This window comes from Streptomyces sp. 17_S59 (assembly GCF_056930295.1).
On sequence record NZ_JBXOWD010000001.1, the window covers coordinates 2,110,771 to 2,135,405 of the forward strand.

35 protein-coding genes are annotated in these 24,635 nt (G+C 70.1%); 14 read left to right on the forward strand and 21 right to left on the reverse strand.

Going from position 1 to position 24,635, the window contains the following annotated elements; translation table 11 throughout:
• Window positions 1-339: 339 nt before the first annotated feature.
• The gene (locus AC1Z4A_RS09305) at window positions 340-1,431 is read right to left on the reverse strand and encodes an S-(hydroxymethyl)mycothiol dehydrogenase (RefSeq protein WP_483677408.1); all 1,092 of its coding nucleotides are present in this window, start codon (window positions 1,429-1,431) and stop codon (window positions 340-342) included.
• 167 nt (window positions 1,432-1,598) lie between these two features.
• Between AC1Z4A_RS09305 and AC1Z4A_RS09310 the strand changes: the two genes are divergently transcribed.
• Window positions 1,599-2,408: an HAD family acid phosphatase gene (locus AC1Z4A_RS09310; protein WP_483677409.1), complete on the forward strand. Its 810-nt coding sequence runs from the start codon at window positions 1,599-1,601 to the stop codon at window positions 2,406-2,408.
• A gap of 34 nt (window positions 2,409-2,442) precedes the next feature.
• On the opposite strand, the gene AC1Z4A_RS09315 is transcribed toward AC1Z4A_RS09310, so the two are convergent.
• The 5 genes from AC1Z4A_RS09315 to AC1Z4A_RS09335 form a co-directional block, all read right to left on the reverse strand.
• Window positions 2,443-3,351 (reverse strand): ribonuclease Z, encoded by a 909-nt coding sequence (locus AC1Z4A_RS09315; protein ID WP_483677410.1) that lies wholly within the window; start codon window positions 3,349-3,351, stop codon window positions 2,443-2,445.
• Between the two features lie 68 nt (window positions 3,352-3,419).
• Window positions 3,420-3,776, reverse strand: coding sequence for a histidine triad nucleotide-binding protein (locus AC1Z4A_RS09320; RefSeq protein ID WP_483677411.1), 357 nt, complete (start codon window positions 3,774-3,776; stop codon window positions 3,420-3,422).
• Window positions 3,777-3,856: 80 nt separating this feature from the next.
• A complete protein-coding gene (locus AC1Z4A_RS09325; protein ID WP_483677412.1) occupies window positions 3,857-4,465 on the reverse strand; it encodes a hypothetical protein in 609 nt (202 codons plus the stop codon).
• 228 nt (window positions 4,466-4,693) lie between these two features.
• Entirely contained in the window at window positions 4,694-5,155 is a 462-nt protein-coding gene (locus AC1Z4A_RS09330) for a carboxymuconolactone decarboxylase family protein (protein ID WP_483677413.1), read from the reverse strand.
• A 122-nt stretch (window positions 5,156-5,277) separates the two neighbouring features.
• Window positions 5,278-6,165, reverse strand: coding sequence for an MBL fold metallo-hydrolase (locus AC1Z4A_RS09335; RefSeq protein WP_483677414.1), 888 nt, complete (start codon window positions 6,163-6,165; stop codon window positions 5,278-5,280).
• A 92-nt stretch (window positions 6,166-6,257) separates the two neighbouring features.
• Here AC1Z4A_RS09335 and AC1Z4A_RS09340 point away from each other — a divergent pair, with 92 nt between their 5' ends.
• Complete coding sequence (locus tag AC1Z4A_RS09340; protein ID WP_483677415.1) at window positions 6,258-7,103, forward strand: AraC family transcriptional regulator; 846 nt, start codon at window positions 6,258-6,260, stop codon at window positions 7,101-7,103.
• Here AC1Z4A_RS09340 and AC1Z4A_RS09345 read toward each other — a convergent pair.
• The gene (locus AC1Z4A_RS09345) at window positions 7,079-7,342 is read right to left on the reverse strand and encodes a DUF6255 family natural product biosynthesis protein (protein WP_483677416.1); all 264 of its coding nucleotides are present in this window, start codon (window positions 7,340-7,342) and stop codon (window positions 7,079-7,081) included. The genes AC1Z4A_RS09340 and AC1Z4A_RS09345 overlap by 25 nt on opposite strands.
• On the reverse strand, window positions 7,336-7,908 hold the full coding sequence (locus AC1Z4A_RS09350; RefSeq protein ID WP_483677417.1) for an ATP-binding protein: 573 nt from the start codon (window positions 7,906-7,908) through the stop codon (window positions 7,336-7,338). Before AC1Z4A_RS09350 ends, AC1Z4A_RS09345 begins: the two co-directional genes overlap by 7 nt.
• 153 nt (window positions 7,909-8,061) lie before the next feature.
• On the opposite strand from AC1Z4A_RS09350, the gene AC1Z4A_RS09355 reads away from it, so the two are divergent.
• From AC1Z4A_RS09355 to AC1Z4A_RS09365, 3 genes are read left to right on the forward strand one after another with little or no spacing between them, the layout of a single operon-like run.
• Window positions 8,062-8,922, forward strand: coding sequence for a helix-turn-helix domain-containing protein (locus AC1Z4A_RS09355; protein WP_483677418.1), 861 nt, complete (start codon window positions 8,062-8,064; stop codon window positions 8,920-8,922).
• Window position 8,923: 1 nt separating this feature from the next.
• Entirely contained in the window at window positions 8,924-9,133 is a 210-nt protein-coding gene (locus AC1Z4A_RS09360) for a DUF397 domain-containing protein (RefSeq protein WP_483677419.1), read from the forward strand.
• A gap of 42 nt (window positions 9,134-9,175) precedes the next feature.
• Window positions 9,176-10,651, forward strand: a complete 1,476-nt coding sequence (locus AC1Z4A_RS09365) for an FAD-binding oxidoreductase (RefSeq protein WP_483677420.1) — start codon at window positions 9,176-9,178, stop codon at window positions 10,649-10,651.
• A gap of 112 nt (window positions 10,652-10,763) precedes the next feature.
• On the opposite strand, the gene AC1Z4A_RS09370 is transcribed toward AC1Z4A_RS09365, so the two are convergent.
• Window positions 10,764-11,396 (reverse strand): type III effector protein, encoded by a 633-nt coding sequence (locus tag AC1Z4A_RS09370; RefSeq protein WP_483677421.1) that lies wholly within the window; start codon window positions 11,394-11,396, stop codon window positions 10,764-10,766.
• Window positions 11,397-11,524: 128 nt separating this feature from the next.
• Here AC1Z4A_RS09370 and AC1Z4A_RS09375 point away from each other — a divergent pair, with 128 nt between their 5' ends.
• The 6 genes from AC1Z4A_RS09375 (at window position 11,525) to AC1Z4A_RS09400 (ending at window position 13,736) form a co-directional block, all read left to right on the forward strand.
• Window positions 11,525-11,956, forward strand: coding sequence for an Hsp20/alpha crystallin family protein (locus AC1Z4A_RS09375; RefSeq protein WP_483677422.1), 432 nt, complete (start codon window positions 11,525-11,527; stop codon window positions 11,954-11,956).
• A gap of 96 nt (window positions 11,957-12,052) precedes the next feature.
• Complete coding sequence (locus AC1Z4A_RS09380) at window positions 12,053-12,448, forward strand: DUF2267 domain-containing protein (RefSeq protein WP_483683543.1); 396 nt, start codon at window positions 12,053-12,055, stop codon at window positions 12,446-12,448.
• A 64-nt stretch (window positions 12,449-12,512) separates the two neighbouring features.
• Window positions 12,513-12,956: a DUF2267 domain-containing protein gene (locus AC1Z4A_RS09385; RefSeq protein ID WP_483677423.1), complete on the forward strand. Its 444-nt coding sequence runs from the start codon at window positions 12,513-12,515 to the stop codon at window positions 12,954-12,956.
• Between the two features lie 81 nt (window positions 12,957-13,037).
• Window positions 13,038-13,166 carry a hypothetical protein gene (locus AC1Z4A_RS09390; protein WP_483677424.1) on the forward strand — a complete coding sequence of 43 codons (129 nt, stop codon included), beginning with the start codon at window positions 13,038-13,040 and terminating at the stop codon, window positions 13,164-13,166.
• Window positions 13,167-13,275: 109 nt separating this feature from the next.
• The gene (locus AC1Z4A_RS09395) at window positions 13,276-13,485 is read left to right on the forward strand and encodes a cold-shock protein (RefSeq protein WP_483677425.1); all 210 of its coding nucleotides are present in this window, start codon (window positions 13,276-13,278) and stop codon (window positions 13,483-13,485) included.
• A gap of 32 nt (window positions 13,486-13,517) precedes the next feature.
• Window positions 13,518-13,736, forward strand: coding sequence for a hypothetical protein (locus AC1Z4A_RS09400; RefSeq protein ID WP_483677426.1), 219 nt, complete (start codon window positions 13,518-13,520; stop codon window positions 13,734-13,736).
• A 94-nt stretch (window positions 13,737-13,830) separates the two neighbouring features.
• Here the strand turns inward: AC1Z4A_RS09400 and AC1Z4A_RS09405 are convergent, their stop codons facing one another.
• Together AC1Z4A_RS09405 and AC1Z4A_RS09410 are read right to left on the reverse strand one after the other, a co-directional pair.
• A complete protein-coding gene (locus tag AC1Z4A_RS09405; RefSeq protein WP_483677427.1) occupies window positions 13,831-14,313 on the reverse strand; it encodes a nitroreductase family deazaflavin-dependent oxidoreductase in 483 nt (160 codons plus the stop codon).
• A 205-nt stretch (window positions 14,314-14,518) separates the two neighbouring features.
• On the reverse strand, window positions 14,519-14,704 hold the full coding sequence (locus AC1Z4A_RS09410; protein ID WP_483677428.1) for an isochorismatase family protein: 186 nt from the start codon (window positions 14,702-14,704) through the stop codon (window positions 14,519-14,521).
• Between the two features lie 111 nt (window positions 14,705-14,815).
• Here AC1Z4A_RS09410 and AC1Z4A_RS09415 point away from each other — a divergent pair, with 111 nt between their 5' ends.
• A complete protein-coding gene (locus tag AC1Z4A_RS09415) occupies window positions 14,816-14,938 on the forward strand; it encodes a hypothetical protein (protein ID WP_483677429.1) in 123 nt (40 codons plus the stop codon).
• Here AC1Z4A_RS09415 and AC1Z4A_RS09420 read toward each other — a convergent pair.
• The gene (locus tag AC1Z4A_RS09420) at window positions 14,935-15,474 is read right to left on the reverse strand and encodes a GNAT family N-acetyltransferase (RefSeq protein ID WP_483677430.1); all 540 of its coding nucleotides are present in this window, start codon (window positions 15,472-15,474) and stop codon (window positions 14,935-14,937) included. The two genes, AC1Z4A_RS09415 and AC1Z4A_RS09420, sit on opposite strands and share 4 nt — an antisense overlap.
• Window positions 15,475-15,493: 19 nt before the next feature.
• Complete coding sequence (locus AC1Z4A_RS09425) at window positions 15,494-15,985, reverse strand: cupin domain-containing protein (protein WP_483677431.1); 492 nt, start codon at window positions 15,983-15,985, stop codon at window positions 15,494-15,496.
• 57 nt (window positions 15,986-16,042) lie between these two features.
• Here AC1Z4A_RS09425 and AC1Z4A_RS09430 point away from each other — a divergent pair, with 57 nt between their 5' ends.
• Window positions 16,043-16,498, forward strand: coding sequence for a PPOX class F420-dependent oxidoreductase (locus tag AC1Z4A_RS09430; RefSeq protein WP_483677432.1), 456 nt, complete (start codon window positions 16,043-16,045; stop codon window positions 16,496-16,498).
• A gap of 197 nt (window positions 16,499-16,695) precedes the next feature.
• Here the strand turns inward: AC1Z4A_RS09430 and AC1Z4A_RS09435 are convergent, their stop codons facing one another.
• The 8 genes from AC1Z4A_RS09435 to hrcA form a co-directional block, all read right to left on the reverse strand.
• A complete protein-coding gene (locus tag AC1Z4A_RS09435) occupies window positions 16,696-17,271 on the reverse strand; it encodes a hypothetical protein (RefSeq protein ID WP_483677433.1) in 576 nt (191 codons plus the stop codon).
• Window positions 17,272-17,389: 118 nt separating this feature from the next.
• Window positions 17,390-17,878 (reverse strand): GNAT family N-acetyltransferase, encoded by a 489-nt coding sequence (locus tag AC1Z4A_RS09440; protein WP_483677434.1) that lies wholly within the window; start codon window positions 17,876-17,878, stop codon window positions 17,390-17,392.
• Window positions 17,879-18,060: 182 nt separating this feature from the next.
• The gene (locus tag AC1Z4A_RS09445; protein WP_483677435.1) at window positions 18,061-18,438 is read right to left on the reverse strand and encodes a hypothetical protein; all 378 of its coding nucleotides are present in this window, start codon (window positions 18,436-18,438) and stop codon (window positions 18,061-18,063) included.
• A 160-nt stretch (window positions 18,439-18,598) separates the two neighbouring features.
• Entirely contained in the window at window positions 18,599-19,369 is a 771-nt protein-coding gene (locus AC1Z4A_RS09450) for a helix-turn-helix transcriptional regulator (RefSeq protein WP_483677436.1), read from the reverse strand.
• Window positions 19,370-19,409: 40 nt separating this feature from the next.
• Window positions 19,410-20,159: a 16S rRNA (uracil(1498)-N(3))-methyltransferase gene (locus AC1Z4A_RS09455; RefSeq protein ID WP_483677437.1), complete on the reverse strand. Its 750-nt coding sequence runs from the start codon at window positions 20,157-20,159 to the stop codon at window positions 19,410-19,412.
• Between the two features lie 21 nt (window positions 20,160-20,180).
• Window positions 20,181-21,302 (reverse strand): nitronate monooxygenase, encoded by a 1,122-nt coding sequence (locus AC1Z4A_RS09460; RefSeq protein ID WP_483677438.1) that lies wholly within the window; start codon window positions 21,300-21,302, stop codon window positions 20,181-20,183.
• A gap of 175 nt (window positions 21,303-21,477) precedes the next feature.
• Window positions 21,478-22,611 (reverse strand): molecular chaperone DnaJ, encoded by a 1,134-nt coding sequence (dnaJ, locus tag AC1Z4A_RS09465; protein ID WP_483677439.1) that lies wholly within the window; start codon window positions 22,609-22,611, stop codon window positions 21,478-21,480.
• Window positions 22,612-23,628 (reverse strand): heat-inducible transcriptional repressor HrcA, encoded by a 1,017-nt coding sequence (gene hrcA / locus AC1Z4A_RS09470; RefSeq protein ID WP_483677440.1) that lies wholly within the window; start codon window positions 23,626-23,628, stop codon window positions 22,612-22,614.
• A 219-nt stretch (window positions 23,629-23,847) separates the two neighbouring features.
• On the opposite strand from hrcA, the gene AC1Z4A_RS09475 reads away from it, so the two are divergent.
• The gene (locus AC1Z4A_RS09475; protein ID WP_483677441.1) at window positions 23,848-24,588 is read left to right on the forward strand and encodes an MBL fold metallo-hydrolase; all 741 of its coding nucleotides are present in this window, start codon (window positions 23,848-23,850) and stop codon (window positions 24,586-24,588) included.
• Window positions 24,589-24,635 lie beyond the last annotated feature (47 nt).

The window sequence follows — 24,635 nt, forward strand, 5'->3', positions numbered from 1 at the left end:
ACCTGGGCTTCGCCCCGGACCCCCGGGCCCCTCGCGCTGCGCGCGGGGGCAGGACCCGGGGGCTCTGCCCCCGGACCCCCGGTCCTCAAACTCCCCCAGCTACCTCCCCCAGCTACCGCTGGGGGTGCCCCCAGGAGGTGCCCCCGGACGGGCTGGCTTTTCCAGCCCGTCCGGCGTTTGAGGCTGTGCTCGATTCGCGGCTCCGCCGCGCGGCCGCGCGCAGCGCAGTCCCGGGGTCTGGGGCGCAGCCCCCCACGCGGCGGAGCCGCAAATCGATGCAGCCGGGAAGGGGCGGGGTGGGGAAGGCCCGCCGCAGGCGCACCCCGCCCCCGCCGACGGCTACAGCAGCACAACCGACCGCAGCACGTCCCCCTCCCCCATCCGCTCGAACGCCTTCTCCACATCCCCCAGCTCAATCGTCTCCGTCACGAACGCCCCCAGATCCAGCCGCCCCTGCAGATGCAGATCGATCAGCACCGGGAAGTCCCGCGACGGCAGACAGTCCCCGTACCACGACGACTTCAGCGCCCCGCCCCGCCCGAAGACGTCCAGCAGCGGCAGCTCCAGCTTCATCTCCGGCGTCGGGACGCCGACCAGGACCACCGTCCCGGCCAGGTCCCGGGCGTAGAACGCCTGCTCGTACGTCTCGGGGCGGCCGACCGCCTCGATGACGACGTCCGCGCCGAAGCCGCCCGTCAGATCCCGGATCGCCTCGACCGGGTCGCCGACCGTCCGGGAGTTGACCGTGTGGGTCGCCCCCATCGCCCGCGCCTTCTCGAGCTTGCGGTCGTCGATGTCGACGGCGATGATCCGGGCCGCGCCCGCGAGCCGGGAGCCGGCGATCGCCGCGTCGCCGACGCCGCCGCAGCCGATGACGGCGACGGAGTCGCCCCGCCCCACCCCGCCGGTGTTGATCGCGGCGCCGATGCCCGCCATCACTCCGCAGCCGAGCAGGCCCGCCACCGCCGGGGACACCGCGGGGTCGACCTTGGTGCACTGGCCGGCCGCCACCAGGGTCTTCTCGGCGAAGGCGCCGATGCCGAGGGCGGGCGTCAGCTCCGCGCCGCCGTCCGCGAGGGTCATCTTCTGCTTGGCGTTGTGCGTGGCGAAGCAGTACTGCGGACGGCCCCGCAGGCAGGCGCGGCACTGGCCGCACACGGCGCGCCAGTTGAGGACGACGAAGTCGCCGGGGGCCACCTCGGTCACGCCCTCGCCCACGGCCTCGACGACGCCCGCCGCCTCGTGGCCGAGGAGGAAGGGGAAGTCGTCGTTGATGCCGCCCTGCTTGTAGTGCAGATCGGTGTGGCACACCCCGCACGCCTGGACCTTCACCAGGGCCTCGCCGGGGCCCGGGTCCGGCACCAGGATGGTCTCCACCCGGACCGGCTGGTTCTTGCCGGGTGCGACGACTCCGCGTACTTCCTGCGCCATGGCTGGCCCCGCCCTTCTGTCCACACTGCCCTCACTGCTGTGGATCTCACCGTACGCCGGGGGCGATCATCTTCGCGCGTAGAGAACCCCCCGCCGAACTCTTGACCAGACCAGATCAAGCCCTTTAGCTTCGCGCTGCACCGTCCTTGTTACTCAGGAGTTCACACGTGTCACGCTCTCCCCTCGCCTCCAAGCGCGCCCGCATCGCCGGCGCGGCCCTCGCCGCCGCCGTGACGGGCGCCGGTCTCTTCACCGCCGGTGCGGCCTCCGCCGACCACAAGGCGCCCCGCACGGACAAGGAGATCCCGAACCTCACCAAGGTCGAGGAGAAGATCACCTCCTACTACGGCGACACCGTCGACAAGAAGACGGGCCAGCACTACGCCTCGGCCGACAGCAACTACGCCAAGCAGGTGGCGGAGATCGAGAAGAAGGCCAAGGCCCACCTCGAGACCGTCGTGAAGAACACCGCCAAGGGCAAGGACGGCAAGGGCAAGCCCGCGATCGTCCTGGACGTGGACGACACCACCCTGCTGACCTACAACTACGAGCTGCAGCAGGGCTTCCACTTCACGCCCGACTCGCAGGACGCCTACCTGAAGTCCACCGACATGGCCCCGGTCTTCGGCATGCCGCAGCTCGTCAACTGGGCGCAGTCCAAGGGCATCACGGTCTTCTTCGTGACCGGCCGCGACGAGCACCAGCGCGACTGGAGCGTCCGCAACCTCAAGAACGCCGGCTACAAGCCCGCTGCCGACACCGAGCACTTCTTCCTGAAGAACAAGAAGAACCCGCCGGCCTACCTGTCCTGCGGCTCGGCCTGCACCACCGTCGAGTACAAGTCGGGTACCCGCAAGCACATCGAGTCCGAGGGCTACCGCATCGTCGCCAACTTCGGCGACCAGTTCAGCGACCTCCAGGGCGGCTACGCCGAGCGCACCTACAAGCTGCCGAACCCGATGTACTTCCTGCCGTAAGGCCTTACGGCCCTAGAACCGTGCCCGGCGGCGCTCAGCGCCGCTTCGGCAGCGGCACGCGCATCAGGTCCCGGGCGACGGTCAGCTCACCGTCGAAGCCCGCCGCCCGGGCCTGGCGCTCGAAGACGGCCGGGTCGTCGTAGCGCTGCGAGAAGTGCGTCAGCACCAGGTGCCGCACACCCGCCCGCGCCGCCACCCGCCCGGCCTGGCCCGCCGTCAGATGACCGTGCTCGGCGGCCAGATCCTGGTCCTCGTCGACGAACGTCGACTCGATGACGAGCATGTCGCACTCCTCGGCCAGGGCGTGCACGCCCTCGCACAGCCGGGTGTCCATCACGAATGCGAAGCGCTGCCCGCGCCGCACCTCGCTCACCTCGTCCAGGGTGACCCCGCCGAACGCACCCTCGCGCACCAGTCGGCCCACGTCCGGCCCGGCGATGCCGTGCTCGGCCAGCCGCTCGGGCAGCATGCGCCGCCCGTCGGGCTCGACGATGCGATAGCCGTAGGACTCGACGGGGTGGGAGAGCCGGCGCGCCTCCAGGACGTACGAGCCCGTGTCGGCGAGCAGCGCACCCGTGCCCGCGACCGGCTCCTCGGCCAGCTTGACGGTCTCCTTGTACGCGGTGGCGTACCGCAGCCGGTCGAAGAACCGCTGCCCGCTCGCCGGATAGTGCGCGGTGACCGGGTGCGGCACCCGGTCGAGGTTGATGCGCTGGACGACCCCGGCGAGGCCGAGCGAGTGGTCACCGTGGAAGTGGGTGACGCAGATCCGGTTGAGGTCGTGTGCGGCCACCCCTGCCCGCAGCATCTGCCGCTGGGTGCCCTCCCCGGGGTCGAAGAGGATCCCCTCGCCGTCCCAGAGCAGGACGTAGCCGTTGTGGTTGCGGTGGCGCGTGGGCACCTGGCTGGCGGTGCCGAGGACGACGAGTTCGCGTACGGACAAGGGTGTTCCACCTAGCTGTGTCTACCGGGGGCCACCGGGTCTGCCGGGGCCTGCCGGTCCGGTTCTCTCTAGCCGGGGGGCCAGTTGAAGCCGCGGCCGCCGAGGACGTGGGCGTGGGCGTGGAAGACCGTCTGACCGGCGCCCGCACCGGTGTTGAAGACGATGCGGAAGCCCTTGTCCCCGTTCTCCTGGAGGGCGACCTCGCCCGCCTCGCGCAGTATGTCGGCGGCGATCGACGGCTCGGCGGCGGCCAGGGAGGCGGCGTCCGGGTAGTGCACCTTGGGGACCACCAGGCAGTGCACCGGGGCCTGGGGATTGATGTCGCGGAAGGCCACGGTCGTCTCCGTCTCCTTGACGATCGTCGCCGGCACCTCCCTCTTGACGATCTTGCAGAACAGGCAGTCGGCCTGCGGTTCTCCCGCCACCGGATGGCTCCTCCCGGGTCGTCGGCACGTACGCCCCGGATGTTACCGGTCCGTCCGTACGGACCGGGCTACCCGCCCCGCTACTTGCCCGGCGGGGGCCGGCTGTGGCCGTCGTGCTGCGGTGGCTTGCCGGAGCAGCTCTCGGTGGGGTGCGGGGTCCGCGTGGACGGCGCGCTCGGCGGGGGCGGCGGGGTGTTGCCGCCGCTGCCGCCATTGCCACCGCTGCCGCCGCCCGTGTGCGTGCAGTCGCCCAGCACGCCCGTGGTGAAGACCGTCCTGCCGTCGACCTTGGCGGTCAGCAGGCCGCGCACGCACGCCTTGTCGGTGACGCCCGAGACGCGGCCGAAGACGATGATCTTCTGGCCCTTGTCGGTGCGGCCCTCGCAGTCGACGCCGACGACCGTCACCGGCTGGGTGTGCCCGGAACCGTCCCCACCGCCGTTCTCCGCCTTGCCCCGGCAGGTCAGCCAGGAGACGCGGACGCCCTCGCGGTCCAGCGCGGGGGCCGCCTGCCGCTGGGTGGTGACCGCGACGCCCACCGGGTCGAGCCCCGCGGCGGGCTCGCAGCCGGTGAGCCCGACGACGGCCGCGCCCGCGAGGACAACGGCGCCCGCCGCCCACCCCGCGCGGCGGGCGGGCAACGGCACCCGTATGCGTGCCCGTATGCGTATGCGCCCGAACGCACCCATAGCCGGGAGTGTCCCACCGGCCCGTTCCGTACGGAAGAACGCCCATCGGCCAGGGGCCCCGGTCCCCGTCCGGTAAAGGTCTTCGCCAACTTGCTTGACGGAAGCGGATGTTCGACGTTCGCAAAGGACGGGCTGGGCGTGCCGTAGCCGAACGTGCGGGGAGGGTGGCCGGAGTCGTGTGGGGCCGGTCCGGCCGCCCTCCCCTCCCCCGACAGCCTGCGTACCGGACTACTCCCAGCTGGCGACGCCCGCGGGCTGCTTGGTGGTGGCGTTGATCCGGTTGAAGAAGTTGGTGAGGGCGATCCACATGGTCAGCCCCGCCAGCTGCCGCTCGTCGAAGTGCTTCGCCGCCTCGTTCCAGATCTCGTCCGGCACCGCGTCCGCGCGGTCGCTGAGCCGGGTGGCGGACTCGGAGAGCGCCAGGGCGGCGCGCTCGGCGTCGGTGAAGTAGGACGTCTCCCGCCAGGCCGCCACGGCGAAGAGCTTCTCGTCGCCCACGCCCGACTTCCGGGCGGTGCGCAGACCGGCGTCCACGCAGTAGCTGCACCCGTTGATCTGACTGGCGCGCAGGTGCACCAGCTGGAGCGTCTCCTCGGGCACGCCGCCCTTCTTGGCGGCCTTGACCAGGTCGAGGATGGCGGGCATGGCCTCGGGAATGAGGCCGGCGGGGTTCTGGATACGTGCCTGCATGGCTGGTCTCCTCTGCGTCGCGTGTCGTGCACTGTCACTGCACTGACGGATCGCGACGCGAGAATGTGACGGAGGGGCGGCGAGAAGCGAGTGACGTAGCACACGTCACCGACGGCGAAGGCTCATCGATCCGCCGTGAACGGCGCCCAGCGCGTCACCGAGAACTTCGCACCCTCCCGGCGCACTTCGGCGGCTCCGTGCCCCGGCAGGTGTGCCGGGAGGACGAGCGACCGCGTATCGGCGGCCTGTTCCAGGATCCGGCGCCGCGAGCGGGTCGCCGCCACCTGATCCTCGCTCAGGCAGGTGTCGCAGTCGGGCTCGGCGAACTGGAGCGGGCTGTGCACGAGGTCGCCCACGAACAGGGCGCGGTCCGTACCGGAATCGAGCCGGAGGATGGACGAGCCAGGGGTGTGCCCGGGGGCGGGCTCGAGCACGAGGCCCGCGTCGATGCGGTACTCCCCCTCCCACAGCACTGCCTGCCCGGCGCGGTGCACCGGGAGGACACTGTCCGCGAACGCGGCACCGGAGAGGCCGCCGAGTCCGCCCGGCCGGTTCCAGTGGTCGAAGTCGGCCTTGGGGAGGAGATAGGTGGCGTTGGGGAAAGTGGGGACCCACTCATCGCCCGCAAGCCGCGTATTCCAGCCGACATGATCGCTGTGCAGATGAGTATTGACCACGACGTCCACGTCCTCCGGCCGCACCCCGGCGGCGGCCAGCCGGTCGAGGAAGCCGGTGCGCAGGTGCGACCAGGCAGGCCGGTCCGCACGTTCCTTGTCGTCGCCGATCCCCGTGTCGACGAGGATCGTGCGACCTTCGCTACGCAGGAGCCAGGTCTGCATGTTGAAGGCGAGGCCATCGGTTTGCGGGTCCCAGAAGTCCGGGGCCAGCCAGGACTCGTTCTCCTGCCACATCCGGGGTGTGCTGTCAGGGAAGACGTCTGCTGCGGGCATCGCCGCGTGCCATTCGACGACACGGGTGATCTCCACCGCGCCCAAGGTGATCGTTTGCATGGGTACGAGGCTAGGGAGCGCGGACGAGACGCCCAATGCGCCAGAGTCCACTGGATATACGCGATCGTCTCACTCGTCCGTACGCTCTCCACATGGACGTACTGAGCGACACCCTCTCCGCCCTGCGCACCGGCCGCCCGTACTCGTCCCTGAGCAGGCAGCAGGGACGGTGGACGACGGAGGTCGCCCCCTTCGCAGGAGTGGGCTTCCACGTGGTGCTGGACGGCTCGTGCCGGCTGAGGCACCGTGCCGGGGAGCCGGTGACGCTCGGCAAGGGCGACGCCGTCTACCTGCCGCACGGCACCCCGCACACGCTCACCGAGACCTGCGCCGACGTGCCCGCGGTGCTGCTGAGCGGCGGCTACCGGATGGACCAGGCCCGGGCACACCCCCTTGTGCAGGACTTCCCCGAGGTCATCCCACTGTCCGCGCGCGCCGCACAGCACCCGGCGCTGCACACGACCATCCGGCTGCTCAGCGGTGAACTGGAGTCTCCGGGCGTGGGCACGGACGCCGCCCTGCCCGCCCTCCTCGAACTGCTGCTGGTCTACTTGATGCGCGCCGTGTACGAGGCGCGATCCGCCGAGACGACCACCGGCTGGTGCAAGGCCCTGGCCGACCCGGCACTGGGCACCGCGCTACGCGCCCTGCACGCGGAACCGGCGCGGCCGTGGACGGTGGCGGCACTCGCGACGACGGCCGGCCTGTCCCGGGCGGCGTTCGCCCGCCGGTTCACGATGCTGGCCGGCAGACCGCCGCTGACGTATGTGACGTGGTGGCGACTGACCCTGGCGGCCCGACTGCTGCGCGAGTCGGACGCGACCCTGGCGACCATCGCCGAACGGGTCGGCTACACCTCGCAGTTCGCGTTCGCTCATGCCTTCAAGCGCGAGTACGGGACTTCGGCGGGGCGCTACCGCCAGGAGCGCAGGCCCTGACAGCCCCTGCCCCAGTGGGTGACGCCGCGCATGGTCTGCGCGATCCACCAGGCCGCGGCGCGATCGGCTGCACGACGATCGGTTGCGCTCGGCGCCACGGCGTCCGGCAGCTCTTTGGGCCGCAGGGCGCCGTAGTCCGTGAACCGCCGGGTGCCGCACCCGTCGCAGCGCGATTCGCCTCGGGCGTGGGTCCAGCCTCGTACGTGCCGGCAGTCGCTTGCCCGAAGGCCGCTCACCACGCGTCTCCCGCATGGGACAAGTGAGCCTCGCGGTAGTGCCCGTACACCTCGATCGTCGCGGCTACGGCCTCCACCCTGTCACCGCGGTCCACGGCCGCCCGCTGCGCCGTGACCAGCTCGCCGCACTCGGCGCAATCGGCGGCGTTCAGCAGCTCGAACCAGAGCGACTTGCCGAAGCGGCGGTTGTCGTAGGTGTGGCTGCCCCAGGCGTCGGCATGCAGCCGTACGAGCCACAGCCCGCGCCCGGCCTCACCGTCGGGACGGCACCTGGTGTGGCCCTCCCCCGGGCTGAACAGCGGGGGAACGACGGGGCTGGTGTCCCATACGGTGACGCGCAGGCGCCCGTCCTCGCGACCGTTCAGCCGCAGCGTGCAGGGGCCGTTGGTGTGCAGGCAGGCGTTGGTGACCAGCTCGCTGGCCAACAGCTCGGCGCGGTAGATCAGTTCTGACATGTTGTGACTGTCCAGGACAGCTCGAAGCGTGATCCTGGCGATGCCGGGTGCGCGTGGGTCACGGGGCAGTTCGAGGGTGTACGACCAGGGGTGCGGCGGCGATACGGTGGCCATGGAGGTCTCCTGGCGGAGTTACGGGTTGAGTGGCTTGGGTCACACCGTAGCGTCGCCCGCAAAAGGTATTCAGCGGATTCGGCAGAATCTATAGAGCATCCACTCGCGTGGGTGACACCCGCGCACTGTGTACGGACAGAGAGAGCCCAGCACATGCCAGTCAGGAACAGTCCGACTGCACGCCAGGTCCGCTTCGGGGCCGAACTCAGGAAGATGCGCGAGCGCGCCGGACTGTCTTCTACGGAGGCCGGCCGCCTCCTCGGCACCAACCAGGCGCAGATCAGCAACATCGAGGCAAGCCGCTTCGGGGTGAGCCCCGACCGTGTACGCGCGTTGGCACGCAACTATTCATGCTCCGACGAGGCACTCGTAGAATCACTCATCAACATGGCCCGCGAACGCAAGCGGGGTTGGTGGGAGGAGTATCGGGACATCCTGCCCACGGGGCTCCTCGACCTTGCAGAACTTGAACATCACGCGGTTGCCCTGCGCACGGCCTATGTCGCCCACCTACCAGGCTTGCTACAAACCGCCGAGCATGCACGCGAGATCTTCCGGCAAGTCGTGCCACCACTTTCGCCACCCGAGGTCGAACATCGCGTTTCGCACAGGGTCAAACGGCAGGCAGTGCTCTACCGCGCCGAGCCGACACCGTACACAGCCATCGTCCATGAAGCCGCTCTACGTATGCGCTTCGGGGGAGCGTCCACGGCGCTGCAACAGCTGCAACACATCCTCGACATGTCCGAGCGCGAGCACATTCGCGTGCTGGTTATTCCGTTCGACGCCGGCGCATTTCCTGGATCGGGCCAGACCATCCTCTACGCGACCGGCCCAGTACCTCAGCTCGACACCGTGCAACTTGATACAGAGCACGGCTCAGAACTCATCGACGCCGAGGCCCTGCTGGAAAAGTACCGTGTCGTTCTGGATCGCATGGAAGCAGTCGCACTTGACTCGACCGAGTCACGCAAGTTGATCCACGGCATCATGCAGTCACTCAAGGGAAACTGACGTGCGCAGCATAAATTGGCAGAAGTCATCATTCAGCGGCGAAGGCAACGCCTGCCTCTACATAGCCCGCGCCGGAACCCTCCGCCTCCGCGAGAGCGACACCCCCGACGTCATACTCGCCATCACCCCCGCCAGACTCCGCCCCCTCATATCCCGAATCAAAGCGGGCTCCCTCGATCCGGTTCAGGAGGATTCCACCACATCTCGATAGCCTTGCCCGCAAACACCGATTCCACCGTCACGGGAGATTTCCATGAGGCGACGCGGCCTGCTCGGAGCAGCAGTCGGTGCGGTCGGAGTCGGTTGCTTCGGCGCAGGCAACCACACGGCTTCGCGCCCTGGTCCGGCGGACTGGGCCGGGCTCGCCCGCGACCTCGCGGGCACTGTCGTCCGTCCGGACGACGCTGCATACGCACAGGCCCGGTTGCCGTACAACGCGCGCTTCGACATCCACCCGCAGGCCGTGGTGTTCGCACAGCAGGAATCCGACGTGGTGCACACCCTCGCCTTCGCCCGCCGGTACGGCCTGGCATTGGCCGCCCGCGGCGGTGGCCACTGTTACGCGGGATGGTCGACGAGCCCCGGCATCACCCTCGACTTGTCGCGCATCAAGTCGGTAAGCGTCGACGGGGACCGTGCCGCGGTCGGTGCGGGCGCGGTGCTCATCGACGTGTACGAGGCACTGCTGTCCCAAGGACGCTCCATTCCCGGCGGGACCTGTCCGACGATCGGCGTCGCGGGGCTGACCCAGGGCGGCGGCCTGGGGCCGGTCACCCGGGCTTACGGGCTGACCTGCGACCGGCTGGCAGCCGCCCGAGTGGTCACTGCGGACGGCCGCATCCGGAATTGTTCGGGCGAGCAGGAAGCGGAGCTGTTCTGGGCGCTGCGCGGCGGAGGCGGCGGCAATTTCGGAGTGGTCACCGAATTCACCTACCTCACCCACCCGACCTCCGACGTCACGCAAGCCGTGCTGCACTGGGACTGGACCGACGCCGCGCACGTCGTCGCCGCCTGGCAGCGGTGGGCGCCGACCCAGGATGACGAGGTCTGGTCCAGTCTCTCCCTGGCCGCCGAAGACCACGGCAAGTGCTCGATCCGCGTGAAACTGGTCGTACTCGGCAAGAGACCGGAGACCGCCGGTGAACTCGCCGGAATCGTCGGGAAGAGTCCGACCGAGACATCCAGCCGCGTCGGCTCCTACCGGGACATGATCTACGCGGCGGCCAAGTGCGAGGGCGACACTCTGTCGCAATGCCATCTGCCCGGCCAGACGCCGGACGGCAAGGTGGAACGGGAGCAGTTCGTGGCCGCGTCCAACTTCTTCCTGCGCAGGCTGTCGGCTGCCGGGATCGAGGCACTGACCGGCAGCGTCAGCCGCCGGGCCGCCGACAGCGGATCGGACTACGTCCTCTTGGACAGCATGCGCGGCGCCATCGGCCGCGTCGCTCCGCATGCCACCGCATTCGCCTATCGCTCGGCCTTGTTCAGCGGCCAGTACTACAGCGAACTCGCCCCGGGATCCTCGCTGGACGGCGCGGTCCGCTGGCAACAGGAACTGCGGCAGGCCATGGCCCCGTGGACGAACGACAGCGCGTACGTGAACTACGCCGACCCGTACCTCCGGAACCCCGGCCGCGCCTACTACGGCGACAACTTGCCCCGGCTGGTCGCGGCCAAGGCCGCCTATGACCCTCTAGGATCCGCGACTCCATCAGCAATGAAGTGGTAGCAAATCCGCGATTCGGCTAGCACTGACTACGTTCAGTAACGGTCGATCGACCTCCGGCCGGCCCTGGCCATGTCGCGGTGCACCGTGGACAACGGGGCGGCGATGGGCGGGATCAGGGGGACGTGAGGGTGTCGAGCCGGGCGGCGAGGTCGGGGTGGGCGGCGGCCAGGTGGGGGCGGGCGGCGGCCAGGGGGGCGATGAGGTCGGCGGGATCGTCGTGGGCGAGGGCCGCGTGCAGCTCGCTGAGCGGACGCCGTGCTGCGGCGGGCAGATCGGTGAGGGCGGTGATCTGGCCGGCGATGCGGCGCAGGTCGGCTGCGTTGCGGCGGGCCCAGGTGGCGGTGCTGCGCTCGGCGGCCCGAGCCTGGCGGGTGGCCGTCACGCGCTGTTCGCCGGTGGTCCCGGCGGGGCCGGGACGGCCGCGCAGATAGCGGCGCTCGGCGGCCTGGCGGCTGGCGACGCCGAGGGGGTGGGCGAGGTCGGCCCAGCTGGCGCCCGCGTCGCGGGCGGTTTCGATCAGACCGGTCTCCCATCCGGCGAGCTGCTCGCGGACCTGCCGCAGCAGCAGCAGGGAGGCCAGCGCCTGCTCCGGCTCGGGACCGGGCACATCGGGGGTGTCCGGGGACTCTCGCCGGGCGTCACGCAGGGCGTCGTCTATGGCGTTGAGGGCCGCCGCGGCGGCGAGGAACGACGCCGGGATGCGGGCATTCGTGCTGGTCGTGGGCGGCTGGCCGGCCGGGGTCACGGACACCTCCCTCGGGTTGTCATCATGTCGACGACATCATGTTTGTCATCCATTGGATGACATGTTACAACGGTGTGAGTGAGGCGCATTGGCAGCAACTGCCCGAACCTGCTGGAGGTGTTTTCACGATGTTGATGCGCACTGACCCCTTCCGTGAGCTGGACCGTCTGGCGCAGCAGCTGATGGGCCCGGGCACCTGGTCGAGGCCGTCGGCGATGGCGATGGACGCCTACCGCGAGGGTGACGAGTACGTGGTGGCCTTCGACCTTCCCGGCGTCACCGCGGACGCGATCGACATCGACGTCGAGCGGAACATGCTCACCGTCAAGGCCGAGCGCCGGCCGGTGGCGAAGTCCGACGACGTGCAGATGGAGCTGTCCGAGCGGCCGCTGGGCGTCTTCTCCCGCCAGATCGTGCTCGCCGACACCCTCGACACCGAGCACATCCAGGCCGACTACGACGCGGGCGTGCTCACCCTGCGCATCCCGATCGCCGAGCGTGCCAAGCCCCGCAAGATCTCCATCGGCGTCGGATCCGGCCGCAAGGAGATCTCCGGCTGACACCGGCCGGACGGGTGCGGAGGGCACCTGATCTTCCCCTCATCCCGCCCTCCGCACCCCCGTGGGCAGTCCGAAGAACAAGGGGTGATGGCCGAGATGACTCTGCGACGCGAGGCGTTCCTCGACCATGTGAAGGAACGCGGTGAGTACGACACTGTGGAGGAAGCCGAGCGCGCCGCCCGCGTGGTGCTCGCCCTGCTCGGCGCGGACCTGGTCGGCGAAGTCCGCGCCCAGCTCGCAGCCCGCCTGCCGGAGGGCTTCGCCCTGATCCTCCTCAACCCGCTCCAGAGCGCCGAACCGCTGTCGCCGGAGCGGTTCGTGCGGGCGACCGCAGCCTGGATCGAGGGCGCCACCGAGCAGACCGCGACGTGGGACGTCAGCGCCGTACTGTCCACGGTCGCCGACACCGCCGGCGACGACCTCCTCAAAGAGATCCTGCTCCAGCTCCCCGCCGGCTACGACCTCCTCTTCGGCCACCCCCAGCCCACCTGACCACTGGCTCGGTGCCGCACACCGGCACCACATCACCCTGGCTCCACGAAAGGCATGCACCGCAGTGATCACCGACGTGCGCGTACCGCTCGAGCACCAGCAGCCATACGGGACGGCGTATGAGCAGATGCTGGAGAAGGTCCGCTACGAAGGCGCCTACCCCACCCGCGAGAAAGCCGAGGAGGCTGTCCGCCTGGTCCTGGCGGGGCTGGGACGCCAGCTGACCGGCGACGAACGCGTCGACCTGGCCGCCCGGCTGCCCCTGGAGGCCGCACGTGTCCTGACCGCGCAGATCCCCGACACGCAGCCGCTGACCGGATGGGCCTTCGTCAAGGACCTCGCCGCCCGCACCGGCGCCTCCCTCGCCACCACCCGCTGGGACACCGGCTCCGTCTTCTCCGCCGTTGCGGCCTGTGCCGGCCCCGACCTCCTGACCCGCATCCTCCACCAGCTCCCCTCCGGCTACGCGCTGCTGTTCGGCCGCGCCGAACTCACCCCCGCCGCGTAGACGGGTCGCCGTAGTACCGGCCGCAAGAAGGCGGCCGGTCCTGCTGCTGCGCCGGTCTGCCGACGACTACCTCGGCGGGTTGTGGGAGCTGGCCTCGATGTGGTCGGCAGCGCCGATACGTCGGGTACGGGCCGGCTGGCCATGCGGGTGCTGGCACACACCCCCGGATTCCGCGACATGGGGCGGATCCTGCGCTGCGAGTTCCGGTGACGCGCGGCGAGGGGGCGTCGGCGATACCGTGGAACCGGCAGTCGCTGTCTGGCGGTATATCCGCTGATCAATCAGCGGGACGCCGCCCTCACCCCCCTCAGGAGGGGCCGTGGCTACAGGCAAGGTCAAGTGGTTCAACGCCGAGAAGGGCTTCGGCTTCATTGAGCAGGACGACGGCGGCGCCGACGTCTTCGTCCACTTCTCGGCGATCGAGGCAGGCCCGGGCTCGTACCGCTCCCTGGAGGAGAACCAGAAGGTGGAGTACGACGTCACCCAGGGCCAGAAGGGACTGCAGGCCGAGAACGTCAGGCCGCTCTGAGCATCCCGTTACCGAGGAGCTGGGAGGACGCGATGACCCACCGGCATACCTTGAGCGTGCTCGACTGGCACGACGACGGATCCTCCACCTCGTCCATCTGGGTAGTCAGCGCCGATGAACGCGAACGCGTCAGGGAATTCCTGGGCCGCGGCCCGGACATGGAGGGCGTCGTCACCCCAGAACAGGCGGACGAGGCAAGGACGATCACCCGGTCCTGGCTGACCTGCGCCAACGAGGACTCCCCGGCCTGACAGCCCGCGATGTACCCGCGGGGATTCGGGCGCGTGAGGAGTCCTCTCCCAGCCGCGCGGCGCCTTGCCGGGCCGAGCGAGTGGGGTCCGAAGCTCAGTTCCTCGTCGGCGCCGGGGCCTTCGCCGGCCCGGCCAGGTGCTCGGGTTCGAGTACGAAGACCGGGATCACGCGGTCGGTCTTCTCCTGGTATTCGGCGTACGGCGGATACGCGGCAACCGCGCGCTGCCACCACTGGGCCCTCTCGTCCCCGGTGAGCTCACGGGCCATCATGCCCTGGCGTCTGGGGCCGTCCTGGAGATCCACCTGCGGGTCGGCCTTGAGGTTGAAGTACCAGACCGGGTGGCGCGGGAAGCCGCCCTTCGAGGCCACCGCCGCGTACCGCCCCTCGTGCTCCACGCGCATCAGCGGAATCTTGCGGATCCTGCCGCTCTTCGCGCCGCGCATCGTGACAATGACGATCGGCAGGCCCGTGTCCCAGAGCGTTGTGCCCTGTGTGCCACCCGAACTCTCATACAGCTCGACCTGTTCGCGCACCCACTGCGCCGGACTCGGCTCGTACTCGCCCTCAAGAGGCATCGCATTCACCCCATTGCCGTGTACGGGTTATGTCGGGACAGTCCAGCACAAGCCTCGCGCGAAGGGGAGACCGCCGCTCCCGCTCCGCCGACAACTTCAAGTGAGATGGCAAGGTTCCGGTGTCGCACCCGGCTTTGTGTCTCCGCAGGTCAGGGCATCCCCCGGCGGCTGCGGGCCGGGGCCTTGTACTGCGCGAAACTCTGCGTCAGACCTCGGCCGCCTGGCGGCGCCCCGCCTCCGTGCTACCGACGATGGTGATCGTGCCGATGCCGCGGGCGCGAAGCCATTCGTCGAGATCGGTCCCAGTGAAGGAGGAGGGCAGCGCCTTCTCGACGAGGTGGTCGTAGGGGCGCGAGGTGACGGTCTCGTGGACCGACGACCCAAGAGCCAACCGAGAGGTGGCACCACGTAGCTTCTCCGGGTGCCCGAGAACTCGACATCACAGCCTTCATCCGACGGCAGAGCCGGCTTTTGCTGCTGCCTGTTCTTCACCCTCTTGCCAGTGCTCTGGCTCCTCGCCGCCGCCGTCCTGCCGGATCAGGTGTTCTGGTTCCCGATCTGGGTGGGAGCCGTGATCTGGAACGGCACGGACGGACAGGGCGGCATCAGCCACTTGCTCGGCTAGAGGATGGGCCGAAGCTCCTTCTCCAGCAGCGTGAACGACTTGGGCGCCCCGCCCGGCTGCGGCTTGCCCTCCTTGTGGCCCACAACTCGGTAACCGGCTTCCCGGTAGTAGCCGTTGAGCTGGGCATTACCGGCCAAGCAGTCCAAGCGCACGCATGTCCGTCCCACCGCAGCCACTCGGCGTTCCGCGGCCCCCAGCAGCCGCCGCCCGGTCCCCGGCGCGGCGGTGCCCCGGTCCACCATGAGCCGGTGCACGTATCCGGCCACGGGCGGCTGCGGGCCCCAGGCGTCCTCGTCCTCCCACCACAGTTCCCAGGCGCCGACGGTGCGCCCGTCTGCCTCCGCGAGCCAGACCTCGCCATGCGCCATGATGCGGCGGAAGTGGTCCTCGTCCAGCTCTCCCGGCCGCCACTGCCCAGTGATGCCGCGGGACAGCATCCAGCGTGCCGCGTCGTCGCGGAGGCGGACGAGGGTGGCCAGATCGGCCTCGGCGGCGGGGCGAACGCATAGATCATTCACCCCGGGATCCTCGCACATTCGTCCGACGACGCTTCCGCTAGGACTTCTCCGGGGGAACCGGGTAGGAGCTGGTCCGGTAACGGCTGCGGAATTCGGCCAGCAGCTCGTCGGTCGCTTCGGCTCCGGCGCTCACGGCGGCGTGGACGTCGCGGAAGTAGTTCTCGTAGCCGGCCGGGGTGTAGAGGCACAGGGCGCGGGCGACGACCGTACCCGCATTGCGGAAACCGTGCGGGGTGCCGCGGGTGGCGGCGAGCAGATCCCCGGGACCGGCGGTCACTTCACCGTCCCCGTTGTGGAGCGTCAACTCGCCCTCGAGGACGTAGAAGTACTCGTCGTGGCCGTCGTGCACATGCGGCCGGGCACCAATGGTCCCGGGGGCGAGGCTGAACTCCTCGAAGGCGAAGTGCCCGTCCGTGTGCTCGGCGGTGAGCCGGAAGAAGTGCGCGACACCGGCGACGTCAATGAGTTCGCCGTCCTGGCGGCGACGCAGCAGGGCGCGGGCGGGAATGCGGGACTGATCTTCGGTCATGGCTGAATTGTGACCCAGGACGTGTCCGACGAGCCGCAGTTGGGCAGCACTTGTCCCATGGCTGCGCTCCCGAAGGACATACGCCTGAGGATCGAAGCACCGCACATCTGGTACGTCGGCACGGTCAACCGGGACGGGTCGCCCCATGTGAGCCCGATGTGGCTGGGCCTCGAAGGGGACCTGCTCCTGTTCAACACCGCGATCAGCCGGGTCAAGGAACGCAACCTGCGGCGTGACCCACGCGTGTGCCTTTCCCATGCGGACCCGGCCGACCCCTACGACCGGGTACAGATCTGCGGCCGTGCCGTCCGGTTCGTGGAAGGCCCGGAGGCGGACCGGAACATCGACAGGCTGGCGCGCGTCTACCTGGGGTCCGAGCGGTTCGAGTGGCGGATCCCCGGTGAACGGCGGGTCATCGTGCTGATCGAGCCGTCACGAGTACGTCGCGTGGTGGGAGTCGAGCCGTTCCCCGGAGGGGCACCCGGAACGAACGGCCCGTCGGACATGCTCTAACGCGTGCCTCGCAGTGTGAAGCTACCGGCAGGTGGGGGTGTCAGCGGCCCGCGTGAGGCCATCGTGTCCCGGATCGCCGGCTCACACACGATCGTTCTCGATGCGACGGAAGACATCGCTGAGGCATTCTGGCGAGGGTGACGGTCTAACGCTCTGACGGCGAACTGTTCGCGCGGGGCCACCCCGCGATCACCCGATCAGGACTTCGTTCGATCAGCAATCCTCTTGATCGGTACGCCAACGGCTGAAGGGTGCTGGCTGACGATTGGCGGCGTCCGGTGGCGGCGGTAGTAGGAGACCGTCACGGCGGCAAGCAGCGGGCCCCACAGGACCAGGGGCTGGTAGAGGATGCCGACAATGGTGTGCCAGGGCCCGAGCATCGCTGGAGTCTCGTCGACGTTCCACCAGAACACGAAGTCGCTCCAGAGGAAAATGAGGGCCAGTGAGCCGAGGGCAGCGGGAATGACGGCGGCGAGCGGGTGAACGCGCCGACCGCCGATGAACGGGATCCACCGCGGCACCACCTCGCCCCAGGGCTGGACCAGGCCGAGCGTCAGCAGGGCGAAGGCCTCGGAAACCACACTGAGCCCGACAACGTAGGCCGCACCCCAGCCGGGGATGTGGAAGTCGTCGCGGAGCACCTGGTCGCTGTAACCCGCCGGAATACCGAGGGCCAGCGCGATCCGCCACAGCCCTGAGGGCACGGTGGTGAGGGCCGCGGCGTGTGCGGCCCGGACCGCCCAACGGGGTGCCGGAGCCGGAGTGTTCGTCATGCGTCCAGCCTTGCCCATGGGCGGCGGCGTCACGTCCTCCTGGAGGGCCGGAGACGTCCCCCTGCCGGGGGAGATACGGACTCGTCAACAGGGCCGGCCTCCTTGTGCGTATCGGGCGTCAGCACCCGCGGGCTGTGCCGGAGGCCGTGCCAGGGGACGCGCCTTGGCACTCCGCCCCCGCCAAGGGCTTGTACAGGTACACATCCGCATGCCCACCCGGAACCCCCGGCACACGGCCGACCTCGGCGTACCCGTGCCGCTGGTAGAAGCCCGGGGCCTGGAACGTGTAGGACGAGACCATCGCACGATCGCACCCGCGCCGCACAGCCTCCGCCTCGGCGGCCAACAGCAGCTTCGACCCCCAGCCCCCCGTGCGGCAGTCCTCACGCACCCACAGCAACTCGATGCCGCACAACCCGCCCCAGGTCCACGCGGTGAGCCCACCCACGAGCTGCCCGTCCGCATCGGTCACCTGCACCGACAGTTCACCGCGCGCGACATGCCCCGTGGCCGCGTCGTTGAAGGCGCCCAGCTCGTGCTCCAACCGCTCGGTGAGCCCGGCATCCTGGTCACCGACGGAGAGAACCATTTGCTCGGCAGTAGTCATGAGCCGCAGTGTGACCACAGGACGGTCGGCCTCGCCACCGAATTTCCGTGCCCGGAAGGGCTACAGGGCAATAGACCGATACGCAAGCGCCCGCTCCACGACCTCTTCAGCACTCAGCTCCGGCCAAGACCCCGAGCCTTTCTGACACTGAACATTGATCGCCCTGGTCAACGGGCTATCGGTTAAACAAAGTCAATAGCCGCTTGAAAGTCGTGAATTGAAGCTGGGTACGCCGAGGACAGAATGCCGGATCTCACCCTACTTTCCAGAGTGGACACGAGAAATTCAACACAACCCATGGGGTAATGCTCCCAGGCTTCTCCGCGGGCCTCGTTTACGAGCACTGTCCACTCGGCAGGGCTCTGGCCCGAACGAGCGAGCCAGTAGAGAAACTCCCCGTTGTCCGTCGAACCCCAGGGAACCACCCGACTTCCCGGTTCGCTCAACTCATCCGGTTCGGGCACCGGGAGCGAGCAGGCGAAACCGCTCGGGTCGTACACCAGCGCCTTTGCCGCCAGCAGGTCCTCGTGAAGCCCTGACCACGGCTGATTCGTCACCATGCCGTCATCCTGCCATCGCGACCGCGCGCTCCCCCGATCGCTCGATCGCTCCGTGCACAAGCGCGCCGACGTCGATCCCCCCGCGTTCGGCGTCGGCGTTCGCCTGTGTGCGGGAATGATCATGCCTGCTCCGGCAGTCCCCCGCCATGGGAAGAACTTCCTACTTCACCAGCCCCGCGCTCCGCGCGAGCAGCACCGTGGAGAGCCGGTTGTTGGTGCCCAGCTTCCGGTAGATCTTCTCCAGGTGGCGGTTGACCGTGTGCGGGGAGATCACCAGGCGGCGGCCCATCGTCTCCGTCGTCAGGCCCTCTGCCAGCAGACCCAGCACGGTCAGTTCACGGGGTGTCAGGCCGTGGCCCGTCGCCGGAGCGGGAGTGGGTGCAGGCACCGCGGCTGCCGCCGAGCGCAGGCGGTGCAGTTCCCGTATGTGGCCGCTCACGCTGTTCAGCAGCGGTCTGAGCCGGGTCTCCAGTGCCATGTCCCGGGCGCCGAAGCGGCCGTCGCGGCCTATCAGGACCATCCGTATGGCGTTGGGCTCGCCGGCGAGCGGGAGGCCCAGCTGCTGGGTGATGTTGAAGTCCCGCCGCGCCTCGCTGTACCACTGGGTGTGGCGCCACTCCCGGCACAGCTCGCCCACCGTCACCGGGGCGCGGTCGCCGCTCTCCGCATACGCGATCAGCGGGTGACGCTGGGCCACCCGCCGCTGCACCAGATCGTCCGTAAATCGGCCGATCCGTTCCGGCGCCCATCCCTCCACCTGGCCGGTGCCGTCCCTCAGGTCCACCACCGAGAACGTCGCCGAGTCACAGCCCGCCACCTCCAGCAGCTGATGGGTGATCAGATGCCATGCCGCGTCCGTGTCGTCGCTCTCCAGGACGGAGACGACCAGGTCGAGCATGCGCTCGTAGTCCCGTTTCCGTAACTGCGTCATACGGCGGTCCGCCCCTCCCCGGAGCCCGTCAAACAGCCCGTCAGCCCCAGCGGCCCGTGCGCCCCAGCAGCAGCGCCACCGCTGCCGTGCCCGCCGTCGAGGTGCGCAGCACGCTCGGGCCCAGGCGGTACGGGTGGGCTCCCGCCTCCTCGAACGCGGTCAGCTCCTCCGGGGAGACGCCGCCCTCCGGGCCGACCACCAGGACGATGTGGCCCGTCTCCGGCAGCTCCGCCGTGGCCAGCGGAGTGCTGCCCTCCTCGTGCAGGACCGCGGCGAAGTCCGCCTCCGCCAGCAGCTGCGCGACCTGCCGGGTCGTCATCGCCTCGGCCACCGTCGGGAAGCGCAGCCGGCGCGACTGCTTGCCCGCCTCGCGGGCCGTGGCGCGCCACTTGCCCAGGGACTTCTGGCCGCGGTCGCCCTTCCACTGCGTGACGCAGCGCGAGGCCGTCCACGGGACCACGGCGTCGACGCCCGTCTCCGTCATCGTCTCCACGGCGAGTTCGCCCCGGTCGCCCTTGGGCAGGGCCTGGACGACCGTGATGCGGGGCCGGGGCTCGGGCTCGGAGCGCACGGAGGTGACGGAGACCTCGAGGTGGTCCTTGCCCTCCACGGCCGCCACCGTGCCGTACGCCCCCGTGCCCGCGCCGTCCGTCAGGACGATCTCCTCGCCCACACGGAGCCGGCGCACCGAGACCGCGTGGCGTCCCTCGGGGCCGCTCAGGGAGAAGACGGTGCCGGGGAAGACACCGGTGAGGGCGTCCTCTTCGACCAGGAAGACCGGCGCTGTCATTTTCTTACTCGCTCTCTCGGTTCAACGGTTCGACGACGCGGACGACGCGGACGACGTAGACGACGCGCGTGCCGCGTCCAGTTCGGCGACCAGTACGTCGATCAGTTCGGCCGCCGGCAGCTCGCGCGCCAGGCGGTGACCCTGGCCGGCCCAGAGGGCCATCGCCTGGGGGTCGCCCTTGGCGGCGGCCGCCTTGCGCAGGCCGGAGGTCAGGTGGTGGAGCTGGGGGTACGCGGCCGGGGCGTACGGCCCGTGCTCACGCATGAAACGGTTCACCAGGCCGCGTGCCGGGCGGCCCGTGAAGGCCCGGGTCAGTTCGGTCCGGACGAACAGCGGGTCGGTCAGGGCGCGCTTGTGGATCGGCTGCGCGCCCGACTCCGGGCAGGCCAGGAAGGCCGTGCCGAGCTGTGCGGCGCAGGCGCCCGCTGCGAGGACGGCCGCTATCTGGGCGCCGCGCATCAGGCCGCCCGTCGCGACGGCCGGGATCCGCACGGTCTCGCGGACCTCCGTCAGCAGTGCGAGCAGACCCATGCCCGCGCCCGCGCCGTCGGCGTGCGGGTCGTCGTGGTGGGTGCCCTGGTGGCCGCCCGCCTCGATGCCCTGGACGCAGACCGCGTCCGCGCCCGCCTCCTGCGCCGCCACCGCCTCCGCGGCCGAGGTGACGGTCACCACCGTGACCGTCCCGGCGCGGGCGAGCGCGTCCACGGTCGTACGGGAGGGGCACCCGAAAGTGAAGGACACGACCGGCACCGGGTCGTCGAGGAGCACGGCGAGCTTGGCGTCGTAGGCGTCGTCGCCGCCGAGGTCGGTGTCCCCGAGCGGCGTCTCGTACCAGGTGGACTCGCCCGCGAGCTGCTCGGCGTAGACCTCGACGGCGGCCGGGTCGGCGGCGGGGGGCTGCGGCATGAAGAGGTTCACGCCGAAGGGGCGTGCGGTGCGGGCGCGGAGCTGCTTGATCTCCTCGTACATCGCCGCGGGCGTCTTGTAGCCGGCGGCGAGGAAGCCGAGGCCGCCGGCTTCGCAGACGGCGGCGGCCAGGGGTGGGGCGGAGATGCCGCCGGCCATGGGGGCTTGCACGATCGGGTGCCGGAACAGGTCCGTCAGTGCCCCGGCTCCCTCGGCTCCCCTGGAATCAAAGGCCATGGGGTCATCGTGTCACATGGGGGTGCGGGGGCTTGGGGCGTGGTTTTCTCCCCTGTCCCGCCCCTTCCCGAAACCGGGGGCTACGCCCCCGGACCCCCGGTCCTCAAACTCCCCCAGCTACCGCTGGGAGGTGCCCCCGGACGGGCTGATTTTCCAGCCCGTCCGGCATTTGCGGCTAACGGCCGTTGAACGCGTCCTTCAGGCGGGAGAACAAGCCCTGCTGGCCCGGCTTGAACTCGCCCATCGGGCGCTCCTCGCCGCGGAGCTTGGCCAGCTGGCGGAGCAGCTCCTCCTGCTGCGGGTCCAGCTTGCTCGGGGTCATCACCTCGACGTGCACGACGAGGTCGCCCCGTCCGCCGCCGCGCAGGTGCGTGACGCCGCGCTGGTGCAGCGGGATGGACTGGCCGGACTGGGTGCCGGGGCGGATGTCGATCTCCTCGACGCCGTCCAGGGTCTCCAGCGGCACCTTGGTGCCCAGCGCCGCCGCCGTCATCGGGATGGTGACCGTGCAGTGCAGGTCGTCGCCGCGGCGCTGGAAGACCGGGTGCTTGCTCTCGTGGATCTCCACGTAGAGGTCGCCGGCGGGGCCGCCGCCGGGGCCGACCTCGCCCTCGCCCGCCAGCTGGATGCGGGTGCCGTTGTCGACACCGGCGGGGATCTTGACGGTCAGGTTGCGGCGCGAGCGGACGCGGCCGTCGCCCGCGCACTCCGGGCACGGGGTCGGCACGACCGTGCCGAAGCCCTGGCACTGCGGGCACGGCCGGGAGGTCATGACCTGGCCCAGGAAGGACCGCGTGACCTGGGAGACCTCGCCGCGGCCGCGGCACATGTCACAGGTCTGGGCGGACGTGCCGGGGGCCGCGCCCTCGCCGCTGCACGTGGTGCAGACGACGGCCGTGTCGACCTGGATGTCCTTGGTGGTGCCGAAGGCGGCCTCGGTGAGGCTGACTTCGAGGCGGATCATGGCGTCCTGGCCGCGCCGCGTGCGCGAGCGGGGCCCGCGCTGCGACGCCTGGCCGAAGAAGGCGTCCATGATGTCGGAGAAGTTGCCGAAACCGGCGCCGAAGCCGCCGGCGCCCGCGCCGCCCGAGGAGGAGAGCGGGTCGCCGCCGAGGTCGTAGACCTGCTTCTTCTGCGGGTCCGAGAGCACCTCGTAGGCGGCGTTGATCTCCTTGAACCGCTCCTGCGTCTTGGGGTCCGGGTTCACGTCCGGGTGCAGCTCGCGCGCGAGACGGCGGAAGGCCTTCTTGATCTCGTCCTGCGAGGCATCACGCCGTACGCCCAGGACCGCGTAGTAGTCCGTGGCCACTTACGACTCCGCCAGGATCTGTCCGACGTAACGTGCCACTGCGCGTACCGCTCCCATCGTTCCGGGGTAGTCCATGCGGGTCGGTCCGACCACGCCGAGTTTGGCGACGGCCTCGTCGCCCGAACCGTAGCCGACGGCGACGACCGATGTGGAGTTCAGACCCTCGTGGGCGTTCTCGTGACCGATGCGCACGGTCATCGCCGAGTCCTTGGTCTCACCGAGCAGCTTGAGCAGGACGACCTGCTCCTCCAACGCCTCCAGCACGGGCCGGATCGTCAGCGGGAAGTCATGACCGAAACGAGTGAGATTGGCGGTGCCGCCGATCATCAGCCGTTCCTCGGTCTCCTCGACGAGCGTCTCCAGCAGCGTGGACAGGACCGTGGAAACGGTTCCTCGGTCGTCCTGCTCGAAGGCCTCGGGGAGGTCCTGCACCAGCGGCGGCACGTCCTTGAAGCGCCGCCCCACGACCCGGCTGTTCAGCCGGGCGCGCAGATCCGCCAGCGTGTTCTCGCCGACGGGCGCCGGGCAGTCGATCATGCGCTGCTCGACCCGGCCGGTGTCGGTGATCAGGACGAGCATGATGCGGGCGGGAGCGAGCGAGAGCAGCTCCACGTGCCGCACGGTCGAACGGCTCAGCGAGGGGTACTGCACCACCGCGACCTGCCGGGTCAGCTGCGCCAGCAGCCGGACCGTGCGGGCCACGACGTCGTCCAGGTCGACGGCTCCGTCCAGGAAGTTCTGGATGGCGCGCCGCTCCGGCGTCGACAGGGGCTTGACGCCCGCCAGCCTGTCGACGAAGAGGCGGTAGCCCTTGTCCGTCGGGATGCGGCCGGCGCTGGTGTGCGGCTGGGCGATGAAGCCCTCCTCCTCCAGCGCGGCCATGTCGTTGCGCACGGTGGCCGGGGAGACGCCCAGTTTGTGGCGCTCGGTGAGAGCCTTGGAGCCCACTGGCTCCTCGGTGCCCACATAGTCCTGGACGATGGCGCGCAGCACTTCGAGCCTGCGTTCACTCAGCATCGCGCGCACCTCCAGTCCTGTGGTCAAGCCGTCGTACGGGGTCGCTCACAGTGTCTCCACTCTTGGCACTCAATGGTCACGAGTGCCAGACCCCTCCCGCCAAGTGTACGGCCGGGCACCACGGCAAGGGCAAGGGCCGTCCCCGTCACGGGCGGCCGAGGCCCCTCCGGGCGGGCAACCGTACCGCCCGGGAGCTAGCGTCACGGTATGGAGAGCGGCATGGAGAACCGAGGGGAATCCGGCGGCCCGGGGGCGCGCTGGGAACGGCTCGCGCCGGGTGTCGTGCGCCGTCGGCTGCCGGGCTGGGACGCGACGACGGGCGCGATCGCCGGGGCCGACGGAGTGCTGGTCGTGGACACCGGCTCGTCGCTGCGCGAGGGCGCGGAGATCCGGGGCGAGCTGCAGGAGCTGTTCGGCCGGTCCGTGACACACATCGCACTGACCCATCCGCACTTCGACCACGTGCTGGGCACGGCGGCGTTCTCGGGCGTGCAAGTGTACGGCGCGGTGGGCGCGGACGACCTGCTGCTGCGCGAGCAGGACGAGATGCGCCGGGACGCGGTGCGCCACGGCCTGGACCCCGAGCTGGTGGCCGAGTCGGTGGACCTGCTCGTCCGGCCCCGGCACGCGGTCTCCGGGGAGCTGACGGTGGATCTGGGCGGCGGGCGGCGGGCGGTGCTCGTCAACGTGGGGCCGGGGCACACGGCGCACGACCTGGCGGTGCTGGTGGCCGTGCCCGGCGGGCGCCCGGTGGTCTTCTGCGGCGACCTCGTCGAGGAGTCCGGCGAACCGCAGGCCGGCCCGGACGCGCTGCCGCACGCATGGCCCGCGGCGCTGGACCGGCTGCTGGCGCTGGGCGGCGAGGACGCGGTGTACGTGCCGGGGCACGGGGCCGTGGTGGATGCGGCGTTCGTGCGGGGGCAGCGGGCGGCGCTGGCGGAGCGGTTCGGCGTGTCGTGACCGTCGTGGCCGTCGTGACCGCGGTGTCGATCTTGAACGACAATGGC